Below are 18,873 nucleotides of genomic sequence, written 5' to 3'. Positions count from 1 at the left end.
ACCGCATGCACCCCGAATTTCCCTTATCCGCGGACTTGATCTATTTGAACCATGCGGCCGTCGCGCCTTGGCCCTTGCGGACGGCCCGCGCGGTAAGACGGTTTGCCGAGGAAAACGTCCGATATGGCGCGTCTCGTTATTTGGAGTGGGCGAAGCAAGAAAATTTATTGCGGGAACAGTTACGAGAGCTGCTCGATGCGCCGTCCACGGATGACATCGCTTTAGTCAAGAACACGTCCGAAGCAATCTCATTCGTGGCTTTCGGTCTCGATTGGCAATCGGGCGACAATATCGTTTCCAGCCATGAGGAATTCCCGTCCAATCGAATTCCCTGGCAGGCATTGAGCGATCGTGGAGTCGAATTCAGAGAAGCCGACCTTAACGCGGCCGCCACACCCGAAGACGCCTTGTTCGGATTGGTCGACGCACGCACCAAGCTTATTGCCGTCAGCTCTGTCCAATTCGCTTCGGGTTTACGCCTGGATCTCGACACAATCGGCCTATTCTGCCGCAACCGAGGCATCTTATTTTGCGTCGACGCCATTCAGAGCTTGGGGGCGCTACGCTTCGACGTAAGAAAGTGCCAGCCCGATTTCGTCATGGCGGATGGACACAAATGGATGCTGGGGCCGGAAGGACTCGGGGTGTTCTACGCCTCGCCGCACGCAAGAGATTTATTGAAACTCACGCAGTACGGCTGGCGCATGGTCGAAAATGCCGGAGATTACGACGACAGGTCCTGGATGCCGGCCCGTACCGCCCGCCGCTTCGAATGCGGCAGCCCCAATATGCTGGGAATACACGCGCTTTCAGCCAGTCTCTCGCTCATACTCGAAACCGGTATAGAAACGATTGAAACTTTGCTGCTGGAACGGACCGCCCACTTGATCGAGGCCATTGCAAACCAGCCCGAACTGGAACTGCTCTCATCCAGCGTAGCGGAACGTCGTTCGGGCATCGTGTTGTTCCGCCACCGGTCCATCGAAAACGAGCGGCTTTATCGGCACCTGAAAAACAATGGCGTCGTCTGTGCATTACGAGGGGGAGGCATCCGTTTCTCGCCTCATTTCTACACTCATTCGGACTTGCTCGAACGAGCCGTCGATATTGCTTCGCGTGCTTAGGGCTAAGCGATCGAAAACAGTTCATGGAAATTGCCTGAACTAAGCTCTGCAACGCGCTCGAGAGAACCCCCCCGCAGATCTGCGATGCACTGAGCCACATGCCTCACGTAAAACGGATAATTGGACTTTCCGCGAAATGGAATCGGCGCCAAATAAGGCGAATCCGTTTCGATCAGAAAACGGTTTTCCGGAATCATTCTGGCGACCTCCCGTATCGATTCGGCATTCCGAAAAGTAACGATCCCCGAAAACGAGATGAAAAAACCCAAGTCCAAAACCCGCCGCGCTGTCTCCCAATCTTCGGTAAAGCAATGAAACACACCGCCGACTCGGTCCGCGCCCTCCTCCATAAGTATTTCGATTGTGTCGTCTTTTGCTTCACGAGTATGAATAATCAAAGGCTTGCCGGCGATCTTAGCGGCGCGGATATGCTTCCGTAAGCGCTCCCTCTGCCAATCCAGACTCCCCGAACTCCGGTAGTAATCCAATCCGGTCTCGCCGATAGCGACCACCTTATCGTTTCCTGCCAGTGCGACCAGTTCTTCGACGCTCGGCTCTCTTGAAGTTTGTTCGTTAGGATGAACGCCAACCGATACGGAAACGTTATCGTACCCTTCTACCAACCGGTACATTGCAGGGTAGCTTTCGAGATCAATGGAAACGCACAGCATGCGTTGAACCTGCTGCACTTCCGCTTCCCTCATGAATGAAGCGAATTCATTTCCGAACAGGGTTAAATCAAGGCGGTCAAGATGGCAATGGGAATCTATAAACATATGAAAAACTGTGCCCTTATAACACAAGTCGAGCGTTGCATCGCTGGAATTTAACTGTTTTCGACAGTTCCATACATCGAAAGCTCACCCAGACCACGCCCGCTTACACTCGGAACAAGGCGATTATCCGATTTCAGATGGGCACGATGGGGTCGTTCATCTCGCACCAGCCTGTCGATATTCGAAATTCCGAAAAACCTTGGGCTCATGGATTAGCAACCGATATGACATTAGAGTGCATGACCTTTGAGTAACCGAGCTTCAGATCCAATCGCACCGGTCATCTCCTGGCCTTTGGTTTATTTAAAACTTAACGGCTGCCATTTCGCGCCGGGGGATGTCAATGAAAAAGCCCTCCTTCGGTAGAAGGAGGGCTTTCGAGGCCGACCGTCGGTCGTGCATCCTCGGGGCGTCTAGCCGACGCCCCCACGGATTACATGAAGGACGGGATCAGCGGTGCGTCGATCTGAACGATCTGACGGGTGCCGGCATCGTCGAAGAAGAACAACAGACCGGCGAAACGGCTGTCCGGATCGTAGATGATGTCGGACAGACGATACACTTCCCACGCCGCGTCGCTGGCGGTGACGTCGACCGTGCGGGTCTCGCCCGGCTGCAGCGGGCTGTTGTCGCTCACTTCCAGACCGTCGTCAGCCAACAGATCTTCCGGATAGCCGGTGGTGTCTTTGTAGACGTCGGAATCCAGGAAGCGGACCGATGCAGTGTAGAACTCACCCAAACGCACGGCCTTGTCGCCATTGTTGGTGATGGTGAGCTTCATGCGCATCGCGCGGCCCGGCACCCGGTAGGTGGCGTCGTTCACTTTCACCGTGATCGTGGGCTTCGCCATATCGATCGGCTGCATGCCTCTCATGGTACCAGCCTGCAACGGAATGGTGATCGGGTACTTGCTGTTGGCGCTCGACATCGCGAAGATCACGATGAGGATGGTCGCCGCCGCGAAGCCCATGGCCACTTTCTTGTCGCCAGCCGAGACCAGCTCGTCCGCACGGCCGGCTTCCACCATCAGGTAGCGCGGCAGGAAGGCCGGACGGCGCACCCAGTATACGATCCAGGCCAAGCCGATGGCATACCAGAAGAAGTGCCAGAAGTAGGTGTTGCCCTCGTTGTAGGTCTCGAGGTCGATGGTCTGCCCGGTCAGGGTGGTGATCGGGTTCTTGAAGTCGCTCATCGAGCCGTCGATGGTGATCCATTTGCCGGGACCGATGATCGGACCGCCGCCTTCGACGTTCATCATGGTGTGGACGTGCCAGTCACCCGGACGGCGCGCCTTCAACACCACTCTGAACTCGTAGGTCTTGCCGATTTCCAGACGGACGGAACGCGGTACCAGTTGTCCCCCGATGTAGGATTCCTTGCGGATGAACACGGGGCCCGGAATACCGATGTTCAGGAACGCGGTATCCGGCTCGGCAACGGTCTCCGGCCAGCCTTCGAACACGTGGAATTTACCGGTGATCTCGACGGTGTCGTTGACTTTCACCTTCTCCTTCGACCAGTTCAGATCGTACCAGTGAATGGTACGCATACGCATGAACGCCGCCTGGGATTTCTCACCGTGGGCCGATGCGCTCGGCGCGTAGAAGCTGGTCGCGGCAAACGTGGCCAGCAAGCCGACCATGGACCATTTGGCGATCCTGTCTTTGAGTAGTTTCATAGGGTTCTTCCTCTCTCGAGTCTATTCTGTTGTACCCGCTCTCCAAGGCCTCCCCGAGGGAGCCGCTCAAAGAGCGCGGTGCGTTTTGCTTGTACTTCCGAAATGCCCGGTCCGATTAGGTCTGCTTCAAGAACCGTACGGTCGAGAACCAACGGCCGACGAAGTGCCACATGAAGTAGATCAGGATGGACATGAAGGCCGAGAAGAACGCCGACACCGGCGCTACGTCCTTACCGAAAGTTCTCAGGGTGCCTTTTTCAACCATGCGGATGTACTCGGGGGTACCGGTACGGACATAGTGGTAGCCCTGCAAGTCGGCAATCGACATGAGCATGCCGTTGTATTCCACCGGCACGTGCAGCGGTGCGATCATCGGCCAGTTGCCCGGATAGAAAATCAGGCCCCAAGCCATGCCGCCCACGATCGCCGTGAACAGGTAGCTGCCCGAAAGCATCAGGAAGGTGTCGAGCAAGATCGCACCCGGAACCAGAATGGCCGGGAATACGAAGTTGATCGGGAAGTAGGTCCAGCCCCAGAAGTTGAAGTAGCGGTTGACCCATTCGCCGAAGAGCAGCGCCAGAACGGCCATGGTTGCGCCCCACGGGTTGCGGAACCGTTCCCAGGTCCACGCCTGGATCGCCGCCGGGAACGTCACCAACACGATCGGGGTGACCGTGACCCACAGACGACGGTCTTTCCAGTCGGACCAGAAGTCCCAGTCACCCATGGTCAACATGCCATGGATGTGATACGAACCGGTCACCACCATAAAGAAGATGAAGAGTCCCAGGTAGTCGATGGTCCTGGAGACTTGCACTGCTTCGGCATGAGACCGAACCGCAGATTGAAGTGCGCTCATGAGTTACCTCCAAAAGTTCATTTATTGTCGTTCTGGATGACGTCCCTATCGGGCCGTCATCGTCACGTCCAAGCCGGTGCAGCGGCTGACTTCGTCCGGCTCGCCGTCGCTGCCGGCCGCCGCACCTCTTCCAATCGCAAACGTCGCTTTGGTCGCGACCTTCCAATCGCCAGACGGGCCTTACAGCGCCCCGCCCAAGCTTATTTCGCGATCAGACCTTGATCGACCGCTTCGCAAACCTGCTGGCCGATCAGGTTCGACACGCTCCCCATCACCTGCAGCAAGACGCCCATGATGGCCAGAGCCAGCCAGCCGAAGATCACGAAGCCGTAGTGCAGCGGTGCTACGAACAGCTCTTCCATGAACCAGAAGGTGTGACCCCACTCGTTCAAGCCGACGTTCGGCAGAATCATGAACGGACCGGTCCACAGGATCAGGTACGCCAGCGACAGGCCTTTCGTCGTCGTCTGGAAGTACGGCAGGCGGGTGTGTGCGTACAGGAACGCCGCGCCGCCGCTGATGATGTAGATCGGGTAGCTCAGGTAGAACTCGATGATGTGCGACGGCGTGAAGTCGGTGTCGCGCACGATCGTCTGGTGCCAGGTGCCGTCCTGCTCGGTGAAGAAGCTCGCGCCCCAGTAGATGGCCCACGCATAGGCGAACAGCCAGATCAGGTGGGTCAGGTTGCGGCGCAGTTCTTCGCGCGGGGTCAGAGCCGCCATGTTGCGGTCACGGGTCTTCCACAGGTAGCCCCACAGAACCGAGGCGGTGACCACTTCCAGTACGATTTCGGTGTACAGGAAGTTCATCCAGTACGTCTCGAATTCCGGTGCGAACGAGTCCAGACCGGCCGACCAGCCGTACAGACCTTCGTACCACCGAACCCACACGTAAAACACCAAGTAGATCATGAACGCGAAGGTCAGCCATTTCACGTCCAAAAGCGGCTTTTCTTGCGCTTCTACGCCACCAACCGTTGTTGCAGCCATAGTTACCTCCAAAGTTTAGTATCACTCGCGATGCGTCGCCGCATTGCAGCCTCGCCTCCCTGCCGTTTTCATCCTTGCCGCCCGGACCTGCGCCCCTGCGACAAAATGTCCCACTCCCAGGGTGCGTTGCAGTCTATCACTCATTCATGCCTTGTCAAGGAATAGTCTGTCTACGAAAAAGCACATATTCAATGTTCGCAAAAAATCTGATTTAGACTTCAACCCATTGTTATTAAATGAGTTTCATCACATCGCCACCCGACAGGGTGGACGCGCCCCTTCCCCCCTCGCGACGGCCCGAGCCGCACTCAAGAGGTCCGCTTTCGCTCATTGCAAAAGACGCCGGCCGATATCGTTCGAACACGATAAAAGTTAAGCCGCCCGTTTCAAAATGATTCGCAAACATGCTTCGGCAAGGTAGGCTAGCCTAACGTCACCGAAAAAAGAGACCAGACATGCGACTCGTTCGGATTCTACAAGCGTCGGCATGTGCCGCCGCTCTCGCAATTTCGATTCCGCAGGCTGCGTTCGGCGACGATCTCAAGCGCCCGGATGCCGCCAATATCGCTCTTGCTTGCGGCGGCTGCCATGGCGCATCCGGCCAAGGCATGGGATCGATTCCGGCCATCGCCGGGATCCCCGAATCCGAGTTCGTCCGCGCCATGCAAGAATTTCAATCCGGCTCCCGTTCGGCCACGGTCATGGACCGCATTGCCCGCGGCTATCGATATCAGGATTTTGTGGCGCTGGCTCGATTTTTCGAAAATCGCCGGGAGAAGCCATGACGCAAATCTCCCGGAGAAGCTTTATAAAGTGGGTTTCGGCGGTCGGGGCCGGCGGGGTCTTCGGCTGCTCAAGGCGCCCGAATTCCGGACCGTCGGGCGGAAACGCCAGGGTGGTGGTGATCGGCGGCGGATTTGCCGGGGCTTCCGCCGCGAAGTACCTCAAGCTGCTCGACCGGGAACTCGAAGTCACCTTAATCGAACGGCATGATTATTACTTGTCCTGCCCCGGATCGAACGAAGTCATCGCCGGTCTGAGACAACCCGACGAACTGCGTCGAGAATACGACATTCTCAAGAAAAATCAGGGAATTCAGATGGTGAAAGCCGAGGCTCGAGCCATTGATGCCGACCGGCGCATAGTGCGGTTGGCGGATGGTTCGACCGTATCTTACGATCGGCTGATCGTCGCACCGGGCGTCGATTTTCGCTGGGATGCCATCGAAGGATACGACGAGACCGCCAGCTTATCGGTGCCGCACGCCTGGAAAGCGGGCACGCAAACAACGCTTCTGTATCGGCAGTTGCGGGCCATGCCCGACGGCGGCGTGGTTCTGATCACAGCGCCCGCCAATCCTTATCGCTGCCCGCCGGGGCCGTACGAGCGCGCATCGCTCATCGCCCATTATCTAAAGCACCACAAACCGCGTTCCAAAGTACTCATTTTGGATGCGAAAACCCAATTCTCCAAACAATCGCTGTTCCTGCAAGGCTGGCGCGAGCTTTATCCGGGGATGGTGGAATGGATTTCGGCAGAAAAGGAAGGGCAGATCGAACGAGTGGATGCGGGGTCGCGTGTCGTCTACACCGAGTTCGACACGCATCGCGCGGATGTGCTGAACGTGATTCCGCCGCAAAAAGCCGGCAAGCTCGCGCATTTGGCAGGGCTGACCGACCCGTCGGGCTGGTGTCCGGTCGATCCCAAAACGTTCGCATCGACACGGGTCCCTAACGTGCACATCATCGGCGATGCGTGCACGGCAACGCCCATGCCCAAATCGGCGTTTGCCGCCAACTCCCAGGCCAAAGTCTGCGCTGCGGCCATAGTTGATCTGCTGCACGGCCGCGAGCCTGGTTTTCCAAGCCTCATCAATCACTGCTACAGTCTCTTGCAGCCGGATTACGCGATTTCGATTACCGGCGTGTACGAATATGCACAAGTCGAAAAACAGCTCAAGGCCGTGTCGACGGGGGAAACTCCCGCGAATGGCGACCGCCGGAAAGAAGCCGAGCATGCCAGAAACTGGCAAAAAGTGATCGCCGTTGACGCTTTCGGATAATCGCCGCCTGTCGCAATACGCGAACGGTGCGCCGCGTTCCGGCCTCGCGTCATGTCGCGTCCGAAGCCTTTGCGAGCAGCGCGCGGAGCGAGTCCGGAAATGCCAGATCCAAGGCCCGACTTCTTGCGGACCCGGACATCTTTTTCCAGGTTTTGCGGACGATTCCGATCAGCTTTTCTTCATGATGAGCCGTCGCGAATGCGGCAAAGTAATAATCGAGAAACACCAGGCAAGCGACATCCTCGATCATCTGAACATCGGGATCGTTTTTCAAGCCGCGCTTTTGAAGGATTTTTCTGACCCGCTCGATGTCGGCCGCATCATATCCTGCTTGCATCATCAACCGCGCAACATGATCGGCATGAAATCCATACATATAGCTGCGCCATTGCAAATAGCCCTCTCGCGTGTCGGGATAACTTTGCCGGGGCACTTCCCAGCGCCGGATATGCTGTCCGCGCGCGGCGATGCGCAGCACATCCGGCGCGTTCGGACAGAGACGGTCGAGCCACTCGCTCATGCGCATCCCGTAAAGCAATTCCCTGGGATAGGAAATACCCTGCCAGATTTCGCTGTCGGGGTCCTGCGCATTGACTTCGTCTATCGAGCCGATCACTCGATCCAGCCGTTCTTCGATCATCGAAATGGTCAATCCAAGTTGAAATGTCGTCGTGATTTCTTATCAAATCCTCATTTTATCGGCAATGCGCCTTTCAACTGCGGAGCATTGACCGAAAATAGGTCTAAAGAGCTATTATCAGCGGCATAACCGATTCGTTGGGAGAGAACCATGCTTGACGCGTGCGCCTTTACGATTTTTGGAGCTACCGGCCATCTTTCCCGCACCAAACTGCTACCCGCCTTATATCAACTGGACAAGGCCGGCCGCTTGCCCGAGGCGGCGGTCATACTGGGTATCGGCCGGCGCGACTGGGATAACGCCCACTGGCGAGCCGAGGTATCCAAATGGCTGGAAGACCGACTGGGCGGCGCACTCGATCGAGATGCGCTCGGCCGCTTCAACGATCGTCTGCACTTCTTCTCCGGGGACCTGCGCGATCCGGGCTCATCGCTACGGCTCAGGCAAATGCTGGACACCACGCCCGAATTTCCGGCCAATCATGTATATTACCTTTCGCTTCCGCCTTCGGAATATAAAGAGGCGGCAGACTATTTGGCCGTTAGCGGACTCAATCAGGAAATCTCCGGCTGGCGCCGCCTCGTGGTGGAAAAGCCGTTCGGCTATCACCTGGAGGACGCGCAAATTCTCGATCACTGCCTGCACCGCAATTTTGCCGAGCACCAGATTTTTCGGATCGATCACTATCTGGGCAAGGAAACGGTACAGAACATCTTCGTTTTCCGCTTCGCGAATCTCATGTGGGAGCCGCTCTGGAACCGCAACTTCATCGACCATGTGCAAATCACCCACAGCGAAACGATGGGAATCGAAGACCGGGCGACTTATTACGAAACCGCCGGCGCGTTGCGCGACATGATCCAGAGCCATCTGATGCAAATGTTGACCTTGGTGGCCATGGAACCTCCGGCGACCATGGATGCCGAATCCATACGGGACGAAAAGGTCAAGGTGCTGAAATCCATTCGCCCCATCCCTAAGGCCGCCGTCCATGCTCACGCCTTCCGCGCCCAATACGCTCGCGGCCACATCGCGGACCGGGAGGTGCCCGGATATCTGGACGAAAAGCTGGTGGACAAGCAAAGCACCACCGAAACCTACGCCGCTCTGAAGCTTTACATCGACAACTGGCGCTGGCGCAATGTATCGTTCTATTTGCGGACCGGAAAACGACTGGCGCGAAACAGTTCCCTCATCGCCATCCGCTTCAAACATCCCCCGCAGCAATTGTTCCGCGAGACCCAAATCGAGGCGCTTCGCCCGAATTGGCTGTTGATGGGCATACAGCCGGAGCAATGTATTCGCGCCGAAGTTCAAGTCCGAGAACCCGGCCTCGGCATGCGCGCGAGGACCACACAATTGGATGCCAGCACCTGTTACCAGTCCGGCTACCAACTGGACGCCTACGAGACCCTTCTGCTCGACGTGATCGGCGGCGACCACTCGCAGTTCTTGCGCTCGGATGAAGTGGAATGGGCCTGGCGGGTCGTTGATCCCATCACGAGGGCATGGTCGGCGGAGCGGGAATTCATCCATACTTATCCCGCCGGCTCGTGGGGCCCCGAGGAGGCCGACCGCATCTTCGAGCGGGAGGATCAGGAGTGGCGGCATTCTTTCTCGCCTCCGAATTCGACTCGCTAAGCCCGGATCATCCCGTAAACCGCTTACCCCATCGTCGTTCGATACTTTCGGAAGAGACCGACTCGAGGCCCGTTTGCAATTGGAGACTCCTCAATGACCATTACCACCCGGACCATCGACTACAACCATAACGGCGTTCAGCTCGAGGGCTTTTTCGCCTACGACGATCGGCGTCCCCAGCCCCTGCCGGTCGTGCTGATCTCTCACGCATGGGCAGGTCGGGATGAATTCGTCTGCAACAAAGCCCGCAAGCTAGCCGAACTGGGTTATGCCGCCTTTGCGCTCGACATGTACGGCAAGGGCGTCATCGGCGGCGGTCCCGAAGAGAACACGCGCTTGATGAATCCGTTCATGAACGACCGCCGCCTGCTCCAGGACCGGATCACCGCTGCCCTGGAAACCGTCCGCAAGCTCCCTCAGGTCGATCCCGAACGGATCGCGGCGATGGGTTTTTGTTTCGGCGGCTTGTGCGTGCTGGATCTCGCCCGGACCGGCGCCGACCTCCGGGGCGTCGTCAGCTTCCACGGCTTGTTCGTGCCTCCGGGCAATACCCAGGGCAACAAAATCAAGGCCAAAGTGCTTGTGCTGCACGGCCACGACGACCCGATGGCGCCACCCGAACAGATGCTGAGCCTGGCCAAGGAACTGACCGAGGCCGAAGCCGATTGGCAAATCCACGTCTACGGAAATACCTTGCACGCCTTCACCAATCCGCTGGCAAACGACCACTCGTTCGGCACGGTTTACGATGAGACCGCAGACCGGCGCTCCTGGGAGAGTCTGCGGAATTTCCTTGCCGAGGTGTTAAACTAGGCATCTTCCGTACCCCTAAAATAACCGCAAATGGACCTGAAATTCCTAGACTTCGAACAACCCATTGCCGAACTCGAAGCTAAGATCGAAGAACTTAAACGAGTCGGATTCGACAATGAAATCAATATCAGCGAGGAGATCGCGAGGCTTGAGGAAAAAAACCGCAAGCTGACCGAATCGGTATTCTCCTCGCTGACGGCATGGCAGATATCGCAGATTTCCCGCCATCCCCAGCGGCCGTATACGCTGGACTACCTCGACCTGATGTTCGAGGAGTTCCACGAGCTTCACGGGGACCGAGGATTCGCCGACGATCCGGCGATCGTGGGCGGGCTCGCCAAACTCGACGACCAGCCGGTTTTGATCATCGGCCATCAAAAAGGCCGCGACACCAAGGAGAAAATCTACCGCAATTTCGGCATGCCGCGGCCCGAGGGCTACCGCAAGGCGCTACGGCTGATGCATCTCGCCGAGAGATTCCGCCTGCCCATCCTCTGCTTTATCGACACGCCCGGCGCCTATCCCGGCATCGGGGCAGAGGAACGGGGGCAAAGCGAAGCCATTGCCCGCAACCTGTTCGAAATGTCCAAGCTGCGCACGCCGATCATTTGCACCATCATCGGCGAAGGCGGCTCGGGAGGCGCATTGGCCGTCGGAGTGGGCGACCGCCTGCTGATGCTCCAATACAGCACGTATTCCGTCATTTCCCCGGAAGGCTGCGCCTCCATTCTCTGGAAAAGCGCGGACAAGGCCGAGCTTGCGGCCGAGGCCATGGGCATCACCTCGGACCGGCTGCAGGAATTGGATCTGATCGACGAGATCGTTCCCGAACCGCTGGGCGGCGCCCATCGCGATCGCAAGCAGACCGGCGACAATTTGAAAGCCGCTCTGAAACGGCATCTCGAAGAACTGCGCCGCGTGCCCGTCGAAGCTCTGTTGCAACAGCGTTACGAGCGATTGATGAGCTACGGCCTTTTCGAGGAATCCGCCGCCTAGCCCGGCTTCAACGAGGGGCGGACGACGGCCGCCCCTTTCATCGCGGCCTAGATGAATCTTTCCGCCGAAACGCTCGACCGAATTCTGGCCCGCCAATCGCCGGCACTCCGCTACTGGATCGGGTATAGCGGCGGACTCGATTCCCAGGTTCTGCTCCATCTCTGCGCCGGATTAAAAGCCCGGCATCCGGACTTCGAGTTTACCGCCGCGCACGTCCATCACGGTTTGCAAGCCTCCGCCGACGAATGGGCCGAGTTTTGCGAAGCGACTTGCAGAACGCTCGGGATACCGTTCCGCCTCTTATCCGTCGACGCCGCCGCGAAACCCGGCGAAAGCCCCGAGGAAGCCGCCCGAAACGCCCGCTACGATGCCTTGCGCGCACTCCTCTCCGAAAGCGAAGTGTTGTTGACCGCGCAGCACCGGGACGACCAGGCGGAAACGGTGCTGCTTCAACTGCTTCGCGGAGCCGGCATCGCCGGACTTGCCGCCATGCCGGAGCGCACCGCTCTGGGGCCGGGATTCCTGCTGCGGCCGCTGCTGTCTTTTTCCCGCCGCCAACTCCGCGAGTACGCGCAAGCGCACGGATTGACCTGGATCGAAGATCCCAGCAACCGCGATTTGAGCTACGACCGCAACTTCATTCGCCACGAAGTCCTTCCGCTGCTCGAAAAACGGTGGCCGGCAAGCCGGGACTCCCTGGCCCGAACCGCCCGGCATTGCGCCGAAGCGCAAGCCTTGCTGAACTCGCTTGCCGAGGACTTGCTGAAGTCAGTCATCCATCCCGAGCGAAACACTCTCATTCTGGATCGCCTGAGAGATTGTGCTGAGCCGGATCGCCGCCTGATTCTGCGCGAGTGGCTGCGAAGCGGCGGCTTCCGTATGCCGTCGACCCGCATTCTCGAACGCGCATCGAAAGAAACGCTGAACGCCCGGCCGGACCGGAATCCGACGATTCGGTGGAGCGAAGGCGAGATTCGGCGCTATCGCGGAGAACTCTTCCTGATGCCGGCCGCCCCGCCGTTCCATCCGCACGAAATCATTCCATGGGACGGCGCCGCGACGCTCCATCTGCCGGACGGAAACGGCGAACTCGGCGCCACGCCCGAAAAACGACAGGGAATCTCGCTCGCGGCGTGGCGGTCGGGGAAAATCACCGTCCGCTACCGACAAGGCGGCGAATCGCTCCGCCTGCCCGGACGCGAAGGTTCTCACGATCTCAAAAAACTGTTCCAGGAAGCCGGGATTCCGCCCTGGATTCGAGAGCGGACGCCGCTGATCTACATCGACGACGAGCTTGCGACCGTGGCGGGATGGTGGGTATCCGATGCTTGCGCCGGAAAACCGAAGGATTGCAACATGGTGATCCGGTGGCGCGCGCCGGAAGGCTTTTCCGGCGCGATGCTTTCGATCAAGGATTGATGCAGCGGTAAACGTTGAAGGACTGCTCGCCGTCGATCAAGGGACCGGTCGGCACGACGGTGTCGCCTCCCATATCCGCCGCGTTGTTGCGGGCGAGACGATAGACCTCCTCCTGCACGGTATCCTTGCTGCGGGCGAAGATGCCGATGGTCGCCGCCGTATTCGACGTGATACGCCCCAGATACTTGCAGCGCCCCACTTCGGGCGGGGTGAGCATGCGAATCTTTTCGCCCTGAGGCTTGAGCTCGACCCAAGTGCATCCCGAAACCATGGTCACTATCGCCACTCCAAAAACAACCGTGAACAGTCTCGCCCGGCTCATTTAGGATCTCCGTTCTTTAGTAATCGTTGCATTTTCGTCATGTCAGCGTGGTTCAATGTTCGATTGTAACCAACCCGGGCGGTGACTCCGATCTTCAGGTTGAGTAGAATATGCCGATATCCGTTGACATCAGACGCGACGACCGCCGGTTTCGGCGAGCGTTGCGCGGCCTAATCATCCCCATCGTCGAATGACCAAATATATCTTTATTACCGGCGGAGTCGTCTCGTCCCTGGGCAAAGGCATTGCCGCATCGTCGCTTGCCGCAATCCTGGAAGCCCGCGGGCTCAAGGTGACGCTCACCAAACTCGATCCGTATATCAACGTCGATCCGGGCACCATGAGCCCGTTTCAGCACGGCGAAGTTTTCGTTACCGAAGATGGCGCCGAAACCGATCTGGACCTCGGCCATTACGAGCGCTTCCTGAGCACTACGATGGGCAAGGTCAACAATTGTACCACCGGGCAGATTTACGAAAATGTCATCCGCAAGGAGCGGAAAGGCGAGTACCTCGGAGCGACGGTGCAGGTTATCCCTCATATCACGGACGAGATCAAGCGGGTGATCCGGCTCAGCGCGGAAGGATACGATGTGGCCCTGATCGAAATCGGAGGAACGGTCGGCGACATCGAATCCCTGCCCTTCCTGGAAGCCACCCGACAGATGCGGGTGGAACTGGGCGATGACAAGTGCCTGTTCATTCACCTCACCCTAGTCCCTTATATTGCGAGCGCCGGCGAACTCAAGACCAAGCCGACCCAACACTCGGTCAAAGAGCTCAGAACCATCGGCATACAGCCCGACATCCTAATTTGCCGCTCGGACCGGATGATTCCCAAATCCGAGAGAACCAAAATCGCCCTCTTCACCAACGTCGGGGAAAACGCCGTCATCTCCGCCGTCGACGCCGACACCATTTACCGAATTCCGCTGCTGCTGCACGAGCAGGGGCTGGACGACATCGTGGTGAAGAAACTCAAACTCGACGCCGGCGCCGTCGATCTCTCCGAATGGCAGAGAGTGATCGATGCCCTGGAACATCCCGAACGCGAAGTGACGATCGCCATGGTGGGCAAATACGTCAACCATTCCGATGCCTACAAATCCCTGACCGAAGCGCTCATCCACGCCGGCATTCAAACCAGGACCAGGGTCAACATCTGGTTCATCGAATCCGAGGAAATCGAGGACAAGGGTCCCGGTTCGCTGGAAGGCGTGGACGCCATTCTGGTGCCCGGCGGCTTCGGCGAGCGGGGTGTCGAAGGCAAGATCGCCACGGTCAAGTACGCCCGCGAGAAAAGGGTCCCCTATCTCGGCATTTGCCTCGGCATGCAGGTGGCGGTCATCGAATTCGCGCGCGACGTGGCAGGACTGGAGGGCGCTCACAGCACGGAGTTTTTGCCGAAAACGCCGCATCCGGTCATCGCCCTCATCACGGAATGGCAAGACGACTCCGGCACGATCGAGCATCGGGATGAACAGTCCGACCTCGGCGGCACCATGCGGCTCGGCGGACAAAAATGCCAACTGGTCAGCGGCAGCTTAGGTCACAGAGTCTACGGCAAGGACGTCATCAACGAGCGCCACCGCCACCGCTACGAGTTCAACAACCGCTATCTCAAGCCTCTTGAAGACGCCGGACTCAGGGTGTGCGGCAAGTCCCTGGACGGCCGCCTGGTGGAAATGATCGAGATTCCCGATCATCCGTGGTTCCTCGCCTGCCAGTTCCATCCGGAATTCACATCCACGCCGCGCGGCGGCCACCCTCTTTTCACGGGCTTCGTACGCGCCGCCGCCGAACATCATCAAAACAAGAAGGCGAACTGATGCAACTGTGCGGATTCGAAGCCGGCCTGGACCGGCCCTTTTTCCTCATTGCCGGCACCTGTGTCATCGAAGGCGAGCAACTCGCCTTGGATACCGCCGGAACGCTCAAGGAAATCACCTCGAGCCTGGACATCCCTTTCATCTACAAATCCTCGTTCGACAAAGCGAACCGCTCGTCGCACGAAAGCTTCCGCGGTCCCGGCCTCGAAGAAGGTCTCCGGGTTCTTGAAAAGGTCAGAAAAACCATCGGCGTCCCGGTATTGACCGACGTACACGAGGATACCCCCCTGAGCGAAGTCGCCGCCGTCGTGGACGTATTGCAGACGCCGGCGTTTCTCTGTCGGCAGACCAATTTCATTCGGGAGGTCTGCGCGCAAGGCAAGCCGGTCAATATCAAGAAAGGCCAGTTCATGGCCCCCTGGGACATGAAAAACGTGGCCAACAAGGCGAGAGCCGCCGGCAACGAACAGATCCTCGTCTGCGAGCGCGGCGTCTCGTTCGGTTACAACAATCTGGTATCCGACATGCGCTCTCTCGTCATCATGCGCGAGACCGGCTGCCCCGTGGTGTTCGACGCCACCCACTCGGTACAGTTGCCGGGCGGCCAGGGCACGGCCTCCGGAGGACAGCGCGAGTTCATACCGCCCCTGGCCAAGGCGGCCGTGGCGGTCGGCATCGCTGGCCTGTTCATGGAAACCCATCCCGAGCCGGACAAGGCGAAAAGCGACGGCCCCAATTCATGGCCCCTGGCTCGCATCAAGGAGCTTTTGGAGGTGCTTGTCGAAATAGACCGCATCGTCAAACAACGCGGAATGGTCTAGACGGATTATTACAACGACACCCCGATACCAGAGGAACGGAACCTATGAGCAAAATCACCGAAGTCCGGGCGCACGAGGTGCTCGACTCCCGAGGCAATCCCACCGTCGCCGTAGAGGTCGCGCTTGAATCGAGAGCGATCGGCTCCGCCATGGTGCCTTCCGGCGCGTCCACCGGTACGCGCGAAGCCATCGAACTCCGGGACGGCGATAAAACCCGCTATTCGGGCAAAGGCGTTCTGAAAGCCGTCGAGAACGTCAAAACAGCGATCCGGTCCGCCGTTTTGGGCCTGGACGCCGGCGATCAGGCAGCCGTCGACCGGAAAATGATCGAACTGGACGGCACCCCCAACAAGGCCCGCCTGGGAGCCAACGCCATTTTGGGCGTCTCCCTGGCCACCGCCCGCGCCGCGGCGAACGACGCCCGCAAGCCGCTCTATGCGTACCTCAACCTAAGCGGCGATTTCCTGTTGCCGGTGCCCATGATGAACATCATCAACGGCGGCGCCCATGCCGACAACAGCGTGGACATGCAGGAATTCATGATCCTTCCCGTCGGCGCGCCCAGTTTCCGGGAAGCCCTCCGCTATGGCGCGGAAGTCTTCCACGCGCTGAAAAAAGTTTTGGCCGAGCAGGGCTTGAGCACCGGCGTGGGCGACGAAGGCGGCTTCGCACCGAATCTTCCGTCCAACGAATCCGCCATCGGCGTCATTCTCGAAGCGATCGAGCGCGCGGGCTACAAAGCCGGAAAAGACATCTATCTCGGCCTGGACGTCGCCAGCTCCGAGTTTTATCGGGACGGCGTCTATACCTTGGAATCCGAAGGCAAACGCTTCAACTCGGACGAATTCGCCGACTACCTGGCGGCCTGGGTCGACAAATATCCCCTCATCACCATCGAAGACGGCATGGCCGAAAACGACTGGGACGGCTGGAGAGTGTTGACCGATCGGCTGGGCAAACGCATTCAATTGGTGGGCGACGATCTTTTCGTCACCAACCCGGCCATCCTGAAGCAGGGCATCGAAGCCGGGGTCGCCAACTCCGTCCTGATCAAGGTCAATCAGATCGGCACTTTGACGGAAACCCTGGAAGCCATAGCCATCGCACATCAGGCCGGTTATACGGCTGTCGTTTCGCACCGCTCCGGCGAAACCGAGGACACCACGATCGCGGATCTCGCCGTGGCCACCTGCGCGGGACAAATCAAGACCGGCTCTCTTAGCCGATCCGATAGAATCGCCAAATACAATCGGCTTCTCAAGATCGAGGAACAATTGGGCGACAAAGCCCGGTACGCCGGCCGCAACGCGTTCCGTCAAGCTCTCTGAGAAGCGAGACTTCGCCCGGCGACAGCGTGAAAAAGCTGACTGTCTTTCTGCTGGTGCTGATCGTCCTGCTCCAGTACCGGCTGTGGCTGGGCGACGGCGGCATCGCCGAATTGCAGGAGTTGCAGGATCGTATCGACACGCTCACCGAGGAGGGCGAAAAGCGGCGCGAGCGTAACGCGGCCCTGGAAGCCGATGTGAAGGACCTGAAAGAAGGCACGGATGCCATCGAAGAGCGGGCCCGACAAGAACTCGGCATGATCAAGCAGGGTGAGACCTTCGTCCAAGTTATCGAAATGCCCAAAAACAAAGCGCACGAACCCGGCCGACCGCCGCGGCCGACACCTTCGGCGGGCAAGGCCGCACCGCAAAAATCCGAAATATCCCGATAGCATCCGTCCATGGCCGACTCCTGCAAAAACGAGCGATTCTGGGCCGTCATCCCCGCGGCCGGGGTGGGCAAGCGCATGGGAGCCGACGTACCGAAGCAGTACCTTCAGGTTTCGGGCAAGCCGGTGTTACAGCATACTCTCGAGCGATTGCTCGCGGTCGACGTCTTCGCCGGCGTCGTCGTGGCGCTCGGGAGCGAGGACGCTTATTGGCCCGATCTGCCCTGCTCCCGCCACCCGAAAATCCGTACTGCGCCGGGCGGCAAGGAACGCGCCGATTCCGTCCTTTCCGCCTTGCTGAGCCTCGAAGGCACGGCCGAACCGGACGACTGGGTGCTGGTGCACGATGCCGCGCGACTCTGCATCACCCACGGCGATATCCGGAAACTGATCGATCGACTCGGGAACGACCCGGTCGGCGGCATACTGGCGCTGCCGATCACGGACACATTGAAGGGCGCGGAAACGGGCGAAATCGTCGAAACCATCGACCGAAGCCGGATTTGGCGCGCCTTGACGCCGCAAATGTTCCGCTACGGCAAGCTCAAGCACGCCCTGATCGACGCCGCCGAACGAAAACTGATCGTGACGGACGAAGCCAGCGCCCTCGAACTTCAAGGATTGCGTCCCAAGATCGTGGAAGGACGCCCGGACAATATCAAAATCACGCGGCCGGAGGACTTGCCTCTGGCGGCTTTTTACCTGGAGCGACAATGTTACGAATAGGTCAAGGTTACGATGCGCACCGCTTCAAAGAAGGCGGCCTGCTGGTCTTGGGCGGCGTGCCCGTCGATTATGAAAAAAGCCTCGCCGCCCACTCGGACGGCGACGTGGCCTTGCATGCCCTGTGCGATGCGCTGTTGGGCGCGGCGGCGCTGGGCGATATCGGCCGGCATTTTCCGGATTCCGACCCGAGCTTCAAAGGCATAGACAGCCGCGTCCTGCTCCGCGAGGTTCACGCCAAAATTGCGGAACGCGGCTATACCGTCGTCAACATCGATCTGACCATCGTCGCGCAAAAGCCGCGGCTCGCGCCCTATATCGAAAAAATGCGCGAAACCGTCGCGGACGATCTCGATATTTCGCACGAAGCCGTCAACGTCAAGGCGACCACGACCGAAGGCATGGGCTTCGAAGGCCGGGGCGAAGGCATCTCCGCCTACGCGGTAGCGCTCATCCGGAAAACATAAC

The 18,873-nt window shown here is 58.8% G+C and carries 19 protein-coding genes; 13 read left to right on the top strand and 6 right to left on the bottom strand.

Translation table 11 applies throughout. The annotated features are described in order from the left end of the window. The first annotated feature begins 5 nt into the window (after window positions 1–5). Window positions 6–1,124, top strand: coding sequence for an aminotransferase class V-fold PLP-dependent enzyme (locus ACWJKU_RS05480; RefSeq protein WP_454146553.1), 1,119 nt, complete (start codon window positions 6–8; stop codon window positions 1,122–1,124). Window positions 1,125–1,126: 2 nt separating this feature from the next. Here the strand turns inward: ACWJKU_RS05480 and ACWJKU_RS05475 are convergent, their stop codons facing one another. From ACWJKU_RS05475 to amoC, 4 genes are all read right to left on the bottom strand, one after another. Then, window positions 1,127–1,900, bottom strand: a complete 774-nt coding sequence (locus ACWJKU_RS05475) for a TatD family hydrolase (protein WP_454146551.1) — start codon at window positions 1,898–1,900, stop codon at window positions 1,127–1,129. A 433-nt stretch (window positions 1,901–2,333) separates the two neighbouring features. After that, a complete protein-coding gene (amoB, locus tag ACWJKU_RS05470; protein ID WP_454145067.1) occupies window positions 2,334–3,578 on the bottom strand; it encodes a bacterial ammonia monooxygenase, subunit AmoB in 1,245 nt (414 codons plus the stop codon). Window positions 3,579–3,693: 115 nt separating this feature from the next. Next, window positions 3,694–4,437 carry a bacterial ammonia monooxygenase, subunit AmoA gene (gene amoA / locus ACWJKU_RS05465; RefSeq protein ID WP_454145065.1) on the bottom strand — a complete coding sequence of 248 codons (744 nt, stop codon included), beginning with the start codon at window positions 4,435–4,437 and terminating at the stop codon, window positions 3,694–3,696. Window positions 4,438–4,637: 200 nt separating this feature from the next. Beyond that, window positions 4,638–5,426 (bottom strand): bacterial ammonia monooxygenase, subunit AmoC, encoded by a 789-nt coding sequence (amoC, locus tag ACWJKU_RS05460; RefSeq protein WP_454145063.1) that lies wholly within the window; start codon window positions 5,424–5,426, stop codon window positions 4,638–4,640. Between the two features lie 455 nt (window positions 5,427–5,881). Between amoC and ACWJKU_RS05455 the strand changes: the two genes are divergently transcribed. Continuing rightward, window positions 5,882–6,211: a c-type cytochrome gene (locus ACWJKU_RS05455; protein ID WP_454146549.1), complete on the top strand. Its 330-nt coding sequence runs from the start codon at window positions 5,882–5,884 to the stop codon at window positions 6,209–6,211. Then, window positions 6,208–7,488: an FAD-dependent oxidoreductase gene (locus ACWJKU_RS05450; protein WP_454146547.1), complete on the top strand. Its 1,281-nt coding sequence runs from the start codon at window positions 6,208–6,210 to the stop codon at window positions 7,486–7,488. Before ACWJKU_RS05455 ends, ACWJKU_RS05450 begins: the two co-directional genes overlap by 4 nt. A 49-nt stretch (window positions 7,489–7,537) precedes the next feature. Here the strand turns inward: ACWJKU_RS05450 and ACWJKU_RS05445 are convergent, their stop codons facing one another. Beyond that, window positions 7,538–8,128: a DUF4202 domain-containing protein gene (locus ACWJKU_RS05445; protein WP_454146545.1), complete on the bottom strand. Its 591-nt coding sequence runs from the start codon at window positions 8,126–8,128 to the stop codon at window positions 7,538–7,540. A 150-nt stretch (window positions 8,129–8,278) separates the two neighbouring features. On the opposite strand from ACWJKU_RS05445, the gene zwf reads away from it, so the two are divergent. The 4 genes from zwf (at window position 8,279) to tilS (ending at window position 12,997) form a co-directional block, all read left to right on the top strand. Continuing rightward, complete coding sequence (gene zwf, locus ACWJKU_RS05440; RefSeq protein ID WP_454146543.1) at window positions 8,279–9,769, top strand: glucose-6-phosphate dehydrogenase; 1,491 nt, start codon at window positions 8,279–8,281, stop codon at window positions 9,767–9,769. A 93-nt stretch (window positions 9,770–9,862) separates the two neighbouring features. Beyond that, window positions 9,863–10,582 (top strand): dienelactone hydrolase family protein, encoded by a 720-nt coding sequence (locus ACWJKU_RS05435; RefSeq protein ID WP_454146541.1) that lies wholly within the window; start codon window positions 9,863–9,865, stop codon window positions 10,580–10,582. Window positions 10,583–10,612: 30 nt separating this feature from the next. Next, complete coding sequence (gene accA, locus ACWJKU_RS05430; RefSeq protein ID WP_454146539.1) at window positions 10,613–11,578, top strand: acetyl-CoA carboxylase carboxyl transferase subunit alpha; 966 nt, start codon at window positions 10,613–10,615, stop codon at window positions 11,576–11,578. A 51-nt stretch (window positions 11,579–11,629) separates the two neighbouring features. Next, window positions 11,630–12,997, top strand: coding sequence for a tRNA lysidine(34) synthetase TilS (gene tilS, locus ACWJKU_RS05425; protein ID WP_454146537.1), 1,368 nt, complete (start codon window positions 11,630–11,632; stop codon window positions 12,995–12,997). On the opposite strand, the gene ACWJKU_RS05420 is transcribed toward tilS, so the two are convergent. Then, the gene (locus ACWJKU_RS05420; RefSeq protein ID WP_454146535.1) at window positions 12,987–13,319 is read right to left on the bottom strand and encodes a DUF4156 domain-containing protein; all 333 of its coding nucleotides are present in this window, start codon (window positions 13,317–13,319) and stop codon (window positions 12,987–12,989) included. The genes tilS and ACWJKU_RS05420 overlap by 11 nt on opposite strands. 190 nt (window positions 13,320–13,509) lie before the next feature. Here ACWJKU_RS05420 and ACWJKU_RS05415 point away from each other — a divergent pair, with 190 nt between their 5' ends. Genes ACWJKU_RS05415 through ispF form a run of 6 tightly spaced genes read left to right on the top strand, consistent with a single transcriptional unit; the run spans window position 13,510 to window position 18,872 of the window. Further along, complete coding sequence (locus ACWJKU_RS05415) at window positions 13,510–15,147, top strand: CTP synthase (protein ID WP_454146533.1); 1,638 nt, start codon at window positions 13,510–13,512, stop codon at window positions 15,145–15,147. Then, window positions 15,147–15,968, top strand: a complete 822-nt coding sequence (kdsA, locus tag ACWJKU_RS05410; RefSeq protein WP_454146531.1) for a 3-deoxy-8-phosphooctulonate synthase — start codon at window positions 15,147–15,149, stop codon at window positions 15,966–15,968. Before ACWJKU_RS05415 ends, kdsA begins: the two co-directional genes overlap by 1 nt. A 44-nt stretch (window positions 15,969–16,012) precedes the next feature. Next, window positions 16,013–17,296: a phosphopyruvate hydratase gene (gene eno / locus ACWJKU_RS05405; protein ID WP_454146529.1), complete on the top strand. Its 1,284-nt coding sequence runs from the start codon at window positions 16,013–16,015 to the stop codon at window positions 17,294–17,296. Window positions 17,297–17,322: 26 nt separating this feature from the next. Beyond that, window positions 17,323–17,685, top strand: a complete 363-nt coding sequence (gene ftsB, locus ACWJKU_RS05400; RefSeq protein WP_454146527.1) for a cell division protein FtsB — start codon at window positions 17,323–17,325, stop codon at window positions 17,683–17,685. Between the two features lie 9 nt (window positions 17,686–17,694). Next, window positions 17,695–18,408 (top strand): 2-C-methyl-D-erythritol 4-phosphate cytidylyltransferase, encoded by a 714-nt coding sequence (ispD, locus tag ACWJKU_RS05395; RefSeq protein ID WP_454146525.1) that lies wholly within the window; start codon window positions 17,695–17,697, stop codon window positions 18,406–18,408. Beyond that, a complete protein-coding gene (gene ispF, locus ACWJKU_RS05390) occupies window positions 18,396–18,872 on the top strand; it encodes a 2-C-methyl-D-erythritol 2,4-cyclodiphosphate synthase (protein WP_454146523.1) in 477 nt (158 codons plus the stop codon). The genes ispD and ispF overlap by 13 nt, the downstream gene beginning before the upstream one ends. Window position 18,873: the final 1 nt, after the last annotated feature.

The organism is Methylocaldum sp. MU1018, from assembly GCF_053646775.1.
The sequence above is the reverse complement of the archived record's forward strand: the minus strand, read 5'-3'. Positions and strand labels throughout refer to the sequence as shown.

Excerpts from the sequence above, each read along its gene's own strand:
- ACWJKU_RS05480 (WP_454146553.1), top strand. The coding sequence starts at position 6 with ATGCACCCCGAATTTCCCTTATCCGCGGACTTGATCTATTTGAACCAT.
- ACWJKU_RS05475 (WP_454146551.1), bottom strand. The coding sequence starts at position 1,900 with ATGTTTATAGATTCCCATTGCCATCTTGACCGCCTTGATTTAACCCTG.
- amoB (WP_454145067.1), bottom strand. The coding sequence starts at position 3,578 with ATGAAACTACTCAAAGACAGGATCGCCAAATGGTCCATGGTCGGCTTG.
- amoA (WP_454145065.1), bottom strand. The coding sequence starts at position 4,437 with ATGAGCGCACTTCAATCTGCGGTTCGGTCTCATGCCGAAGCAGTGCAA.
- amoC (WP_454145063.1), bottom strand. The coding sequence starts at position 5,426 with ATGGCTGCAACAACGGTTGGTGGCGTAGAAGCGCAAGAAAAGCCGCTT.
- ACWJKU_RS05455 (WP_454146549.1), top strand. The coding sequence starts at position 5,882 with ATGCGACTCGTTCGGATTCTACAAGCGTCGGCATGTGCCGCCGCTCTC.
- ACWJKU_RS05450 (WP_454146547.1), top strand. The coding sequence starts at position 6,208 with ATGACGCAAATCTCCCGGAGAAGCTTTATAAAGTGGGTTTCGGCGGTC.
- ACWJKU_RS05445 (WP_454146545.1), bottom strand. The coding sequence starts at position 8,128 with ATGATCGAAGAACGGCTGGATCGAGTGATCGGCTCGATAGACGAAGTC.
- zwf (WP_454146543.1), top strand. The coding sequence starts at position 8,279 with ATGCTTGACGCGTGCGCCTTTACGATTTTTGGAGCTACCGGCCATCTT.
- ACWJKU_RS05435 (WP_454146541.1), top strand. The coding sequence starts at position 9,863 with ATGACCATTACCACCCGGACCATCGACTACAACCATAACGGCGTTCAG.
- accA (WP_454146539.1), top strand. The coding sequence starts at position 10,613 with ATGGACCTGAAATTCCTAGACTTCGAACAACCCATTGCCGAACTCGAA.
- tilS (WP_454146537.1), top strand. The coding sequence starts at position 11,630 with ATGAATCTTTCCGCCGAAACGCTCGACCGAATTCTGGCCCGCCAATCG.
- ACWJKU_RS05420 (WP_454146535.1), bottom strand. The coding sequence starts at position 13,319 with ATGAGCCGGGCGAGACTGTTCACGGTTGTTTTTGGAGTGGCGATAGTG.
- ACWJKU_RS05415 (WP_454146533.1), top strand. The coding sequence starts at position 13,510 with ATGACCAAATATATCTTTATTACCGGCGGAGTCGTCTCGTCCCTGGGC.
- kdsA (WP_454146531.1), top strand. The coding sequence starts at position 15,147 with ATGCAACTGTGCGGATTCGAAGCCGGCCTGGACCGGCCCTTTTTCCTC.
- eno (WP_454146529.1), top strand. The coding sequence starts at position 16,013 with ATGAGCAAAATCACCGAAGTCCGGGCGCACGAGGTGCTCGACTCCCGA.
- ispD (WP_454146525.1), top strand. The coding sequence starts at position 17,695 with ATGGCCGACTCCTGCAAAAACGAGCGATTCTGGGCCGTCATCCCCGCG.
- ispF (WP_454146523.1), top strand. The coding sequence starts at position 18,396 with ATGTTACGAATAGGTCAAGGTTACGATGCGCACCGCTTCAAAGAAGGC.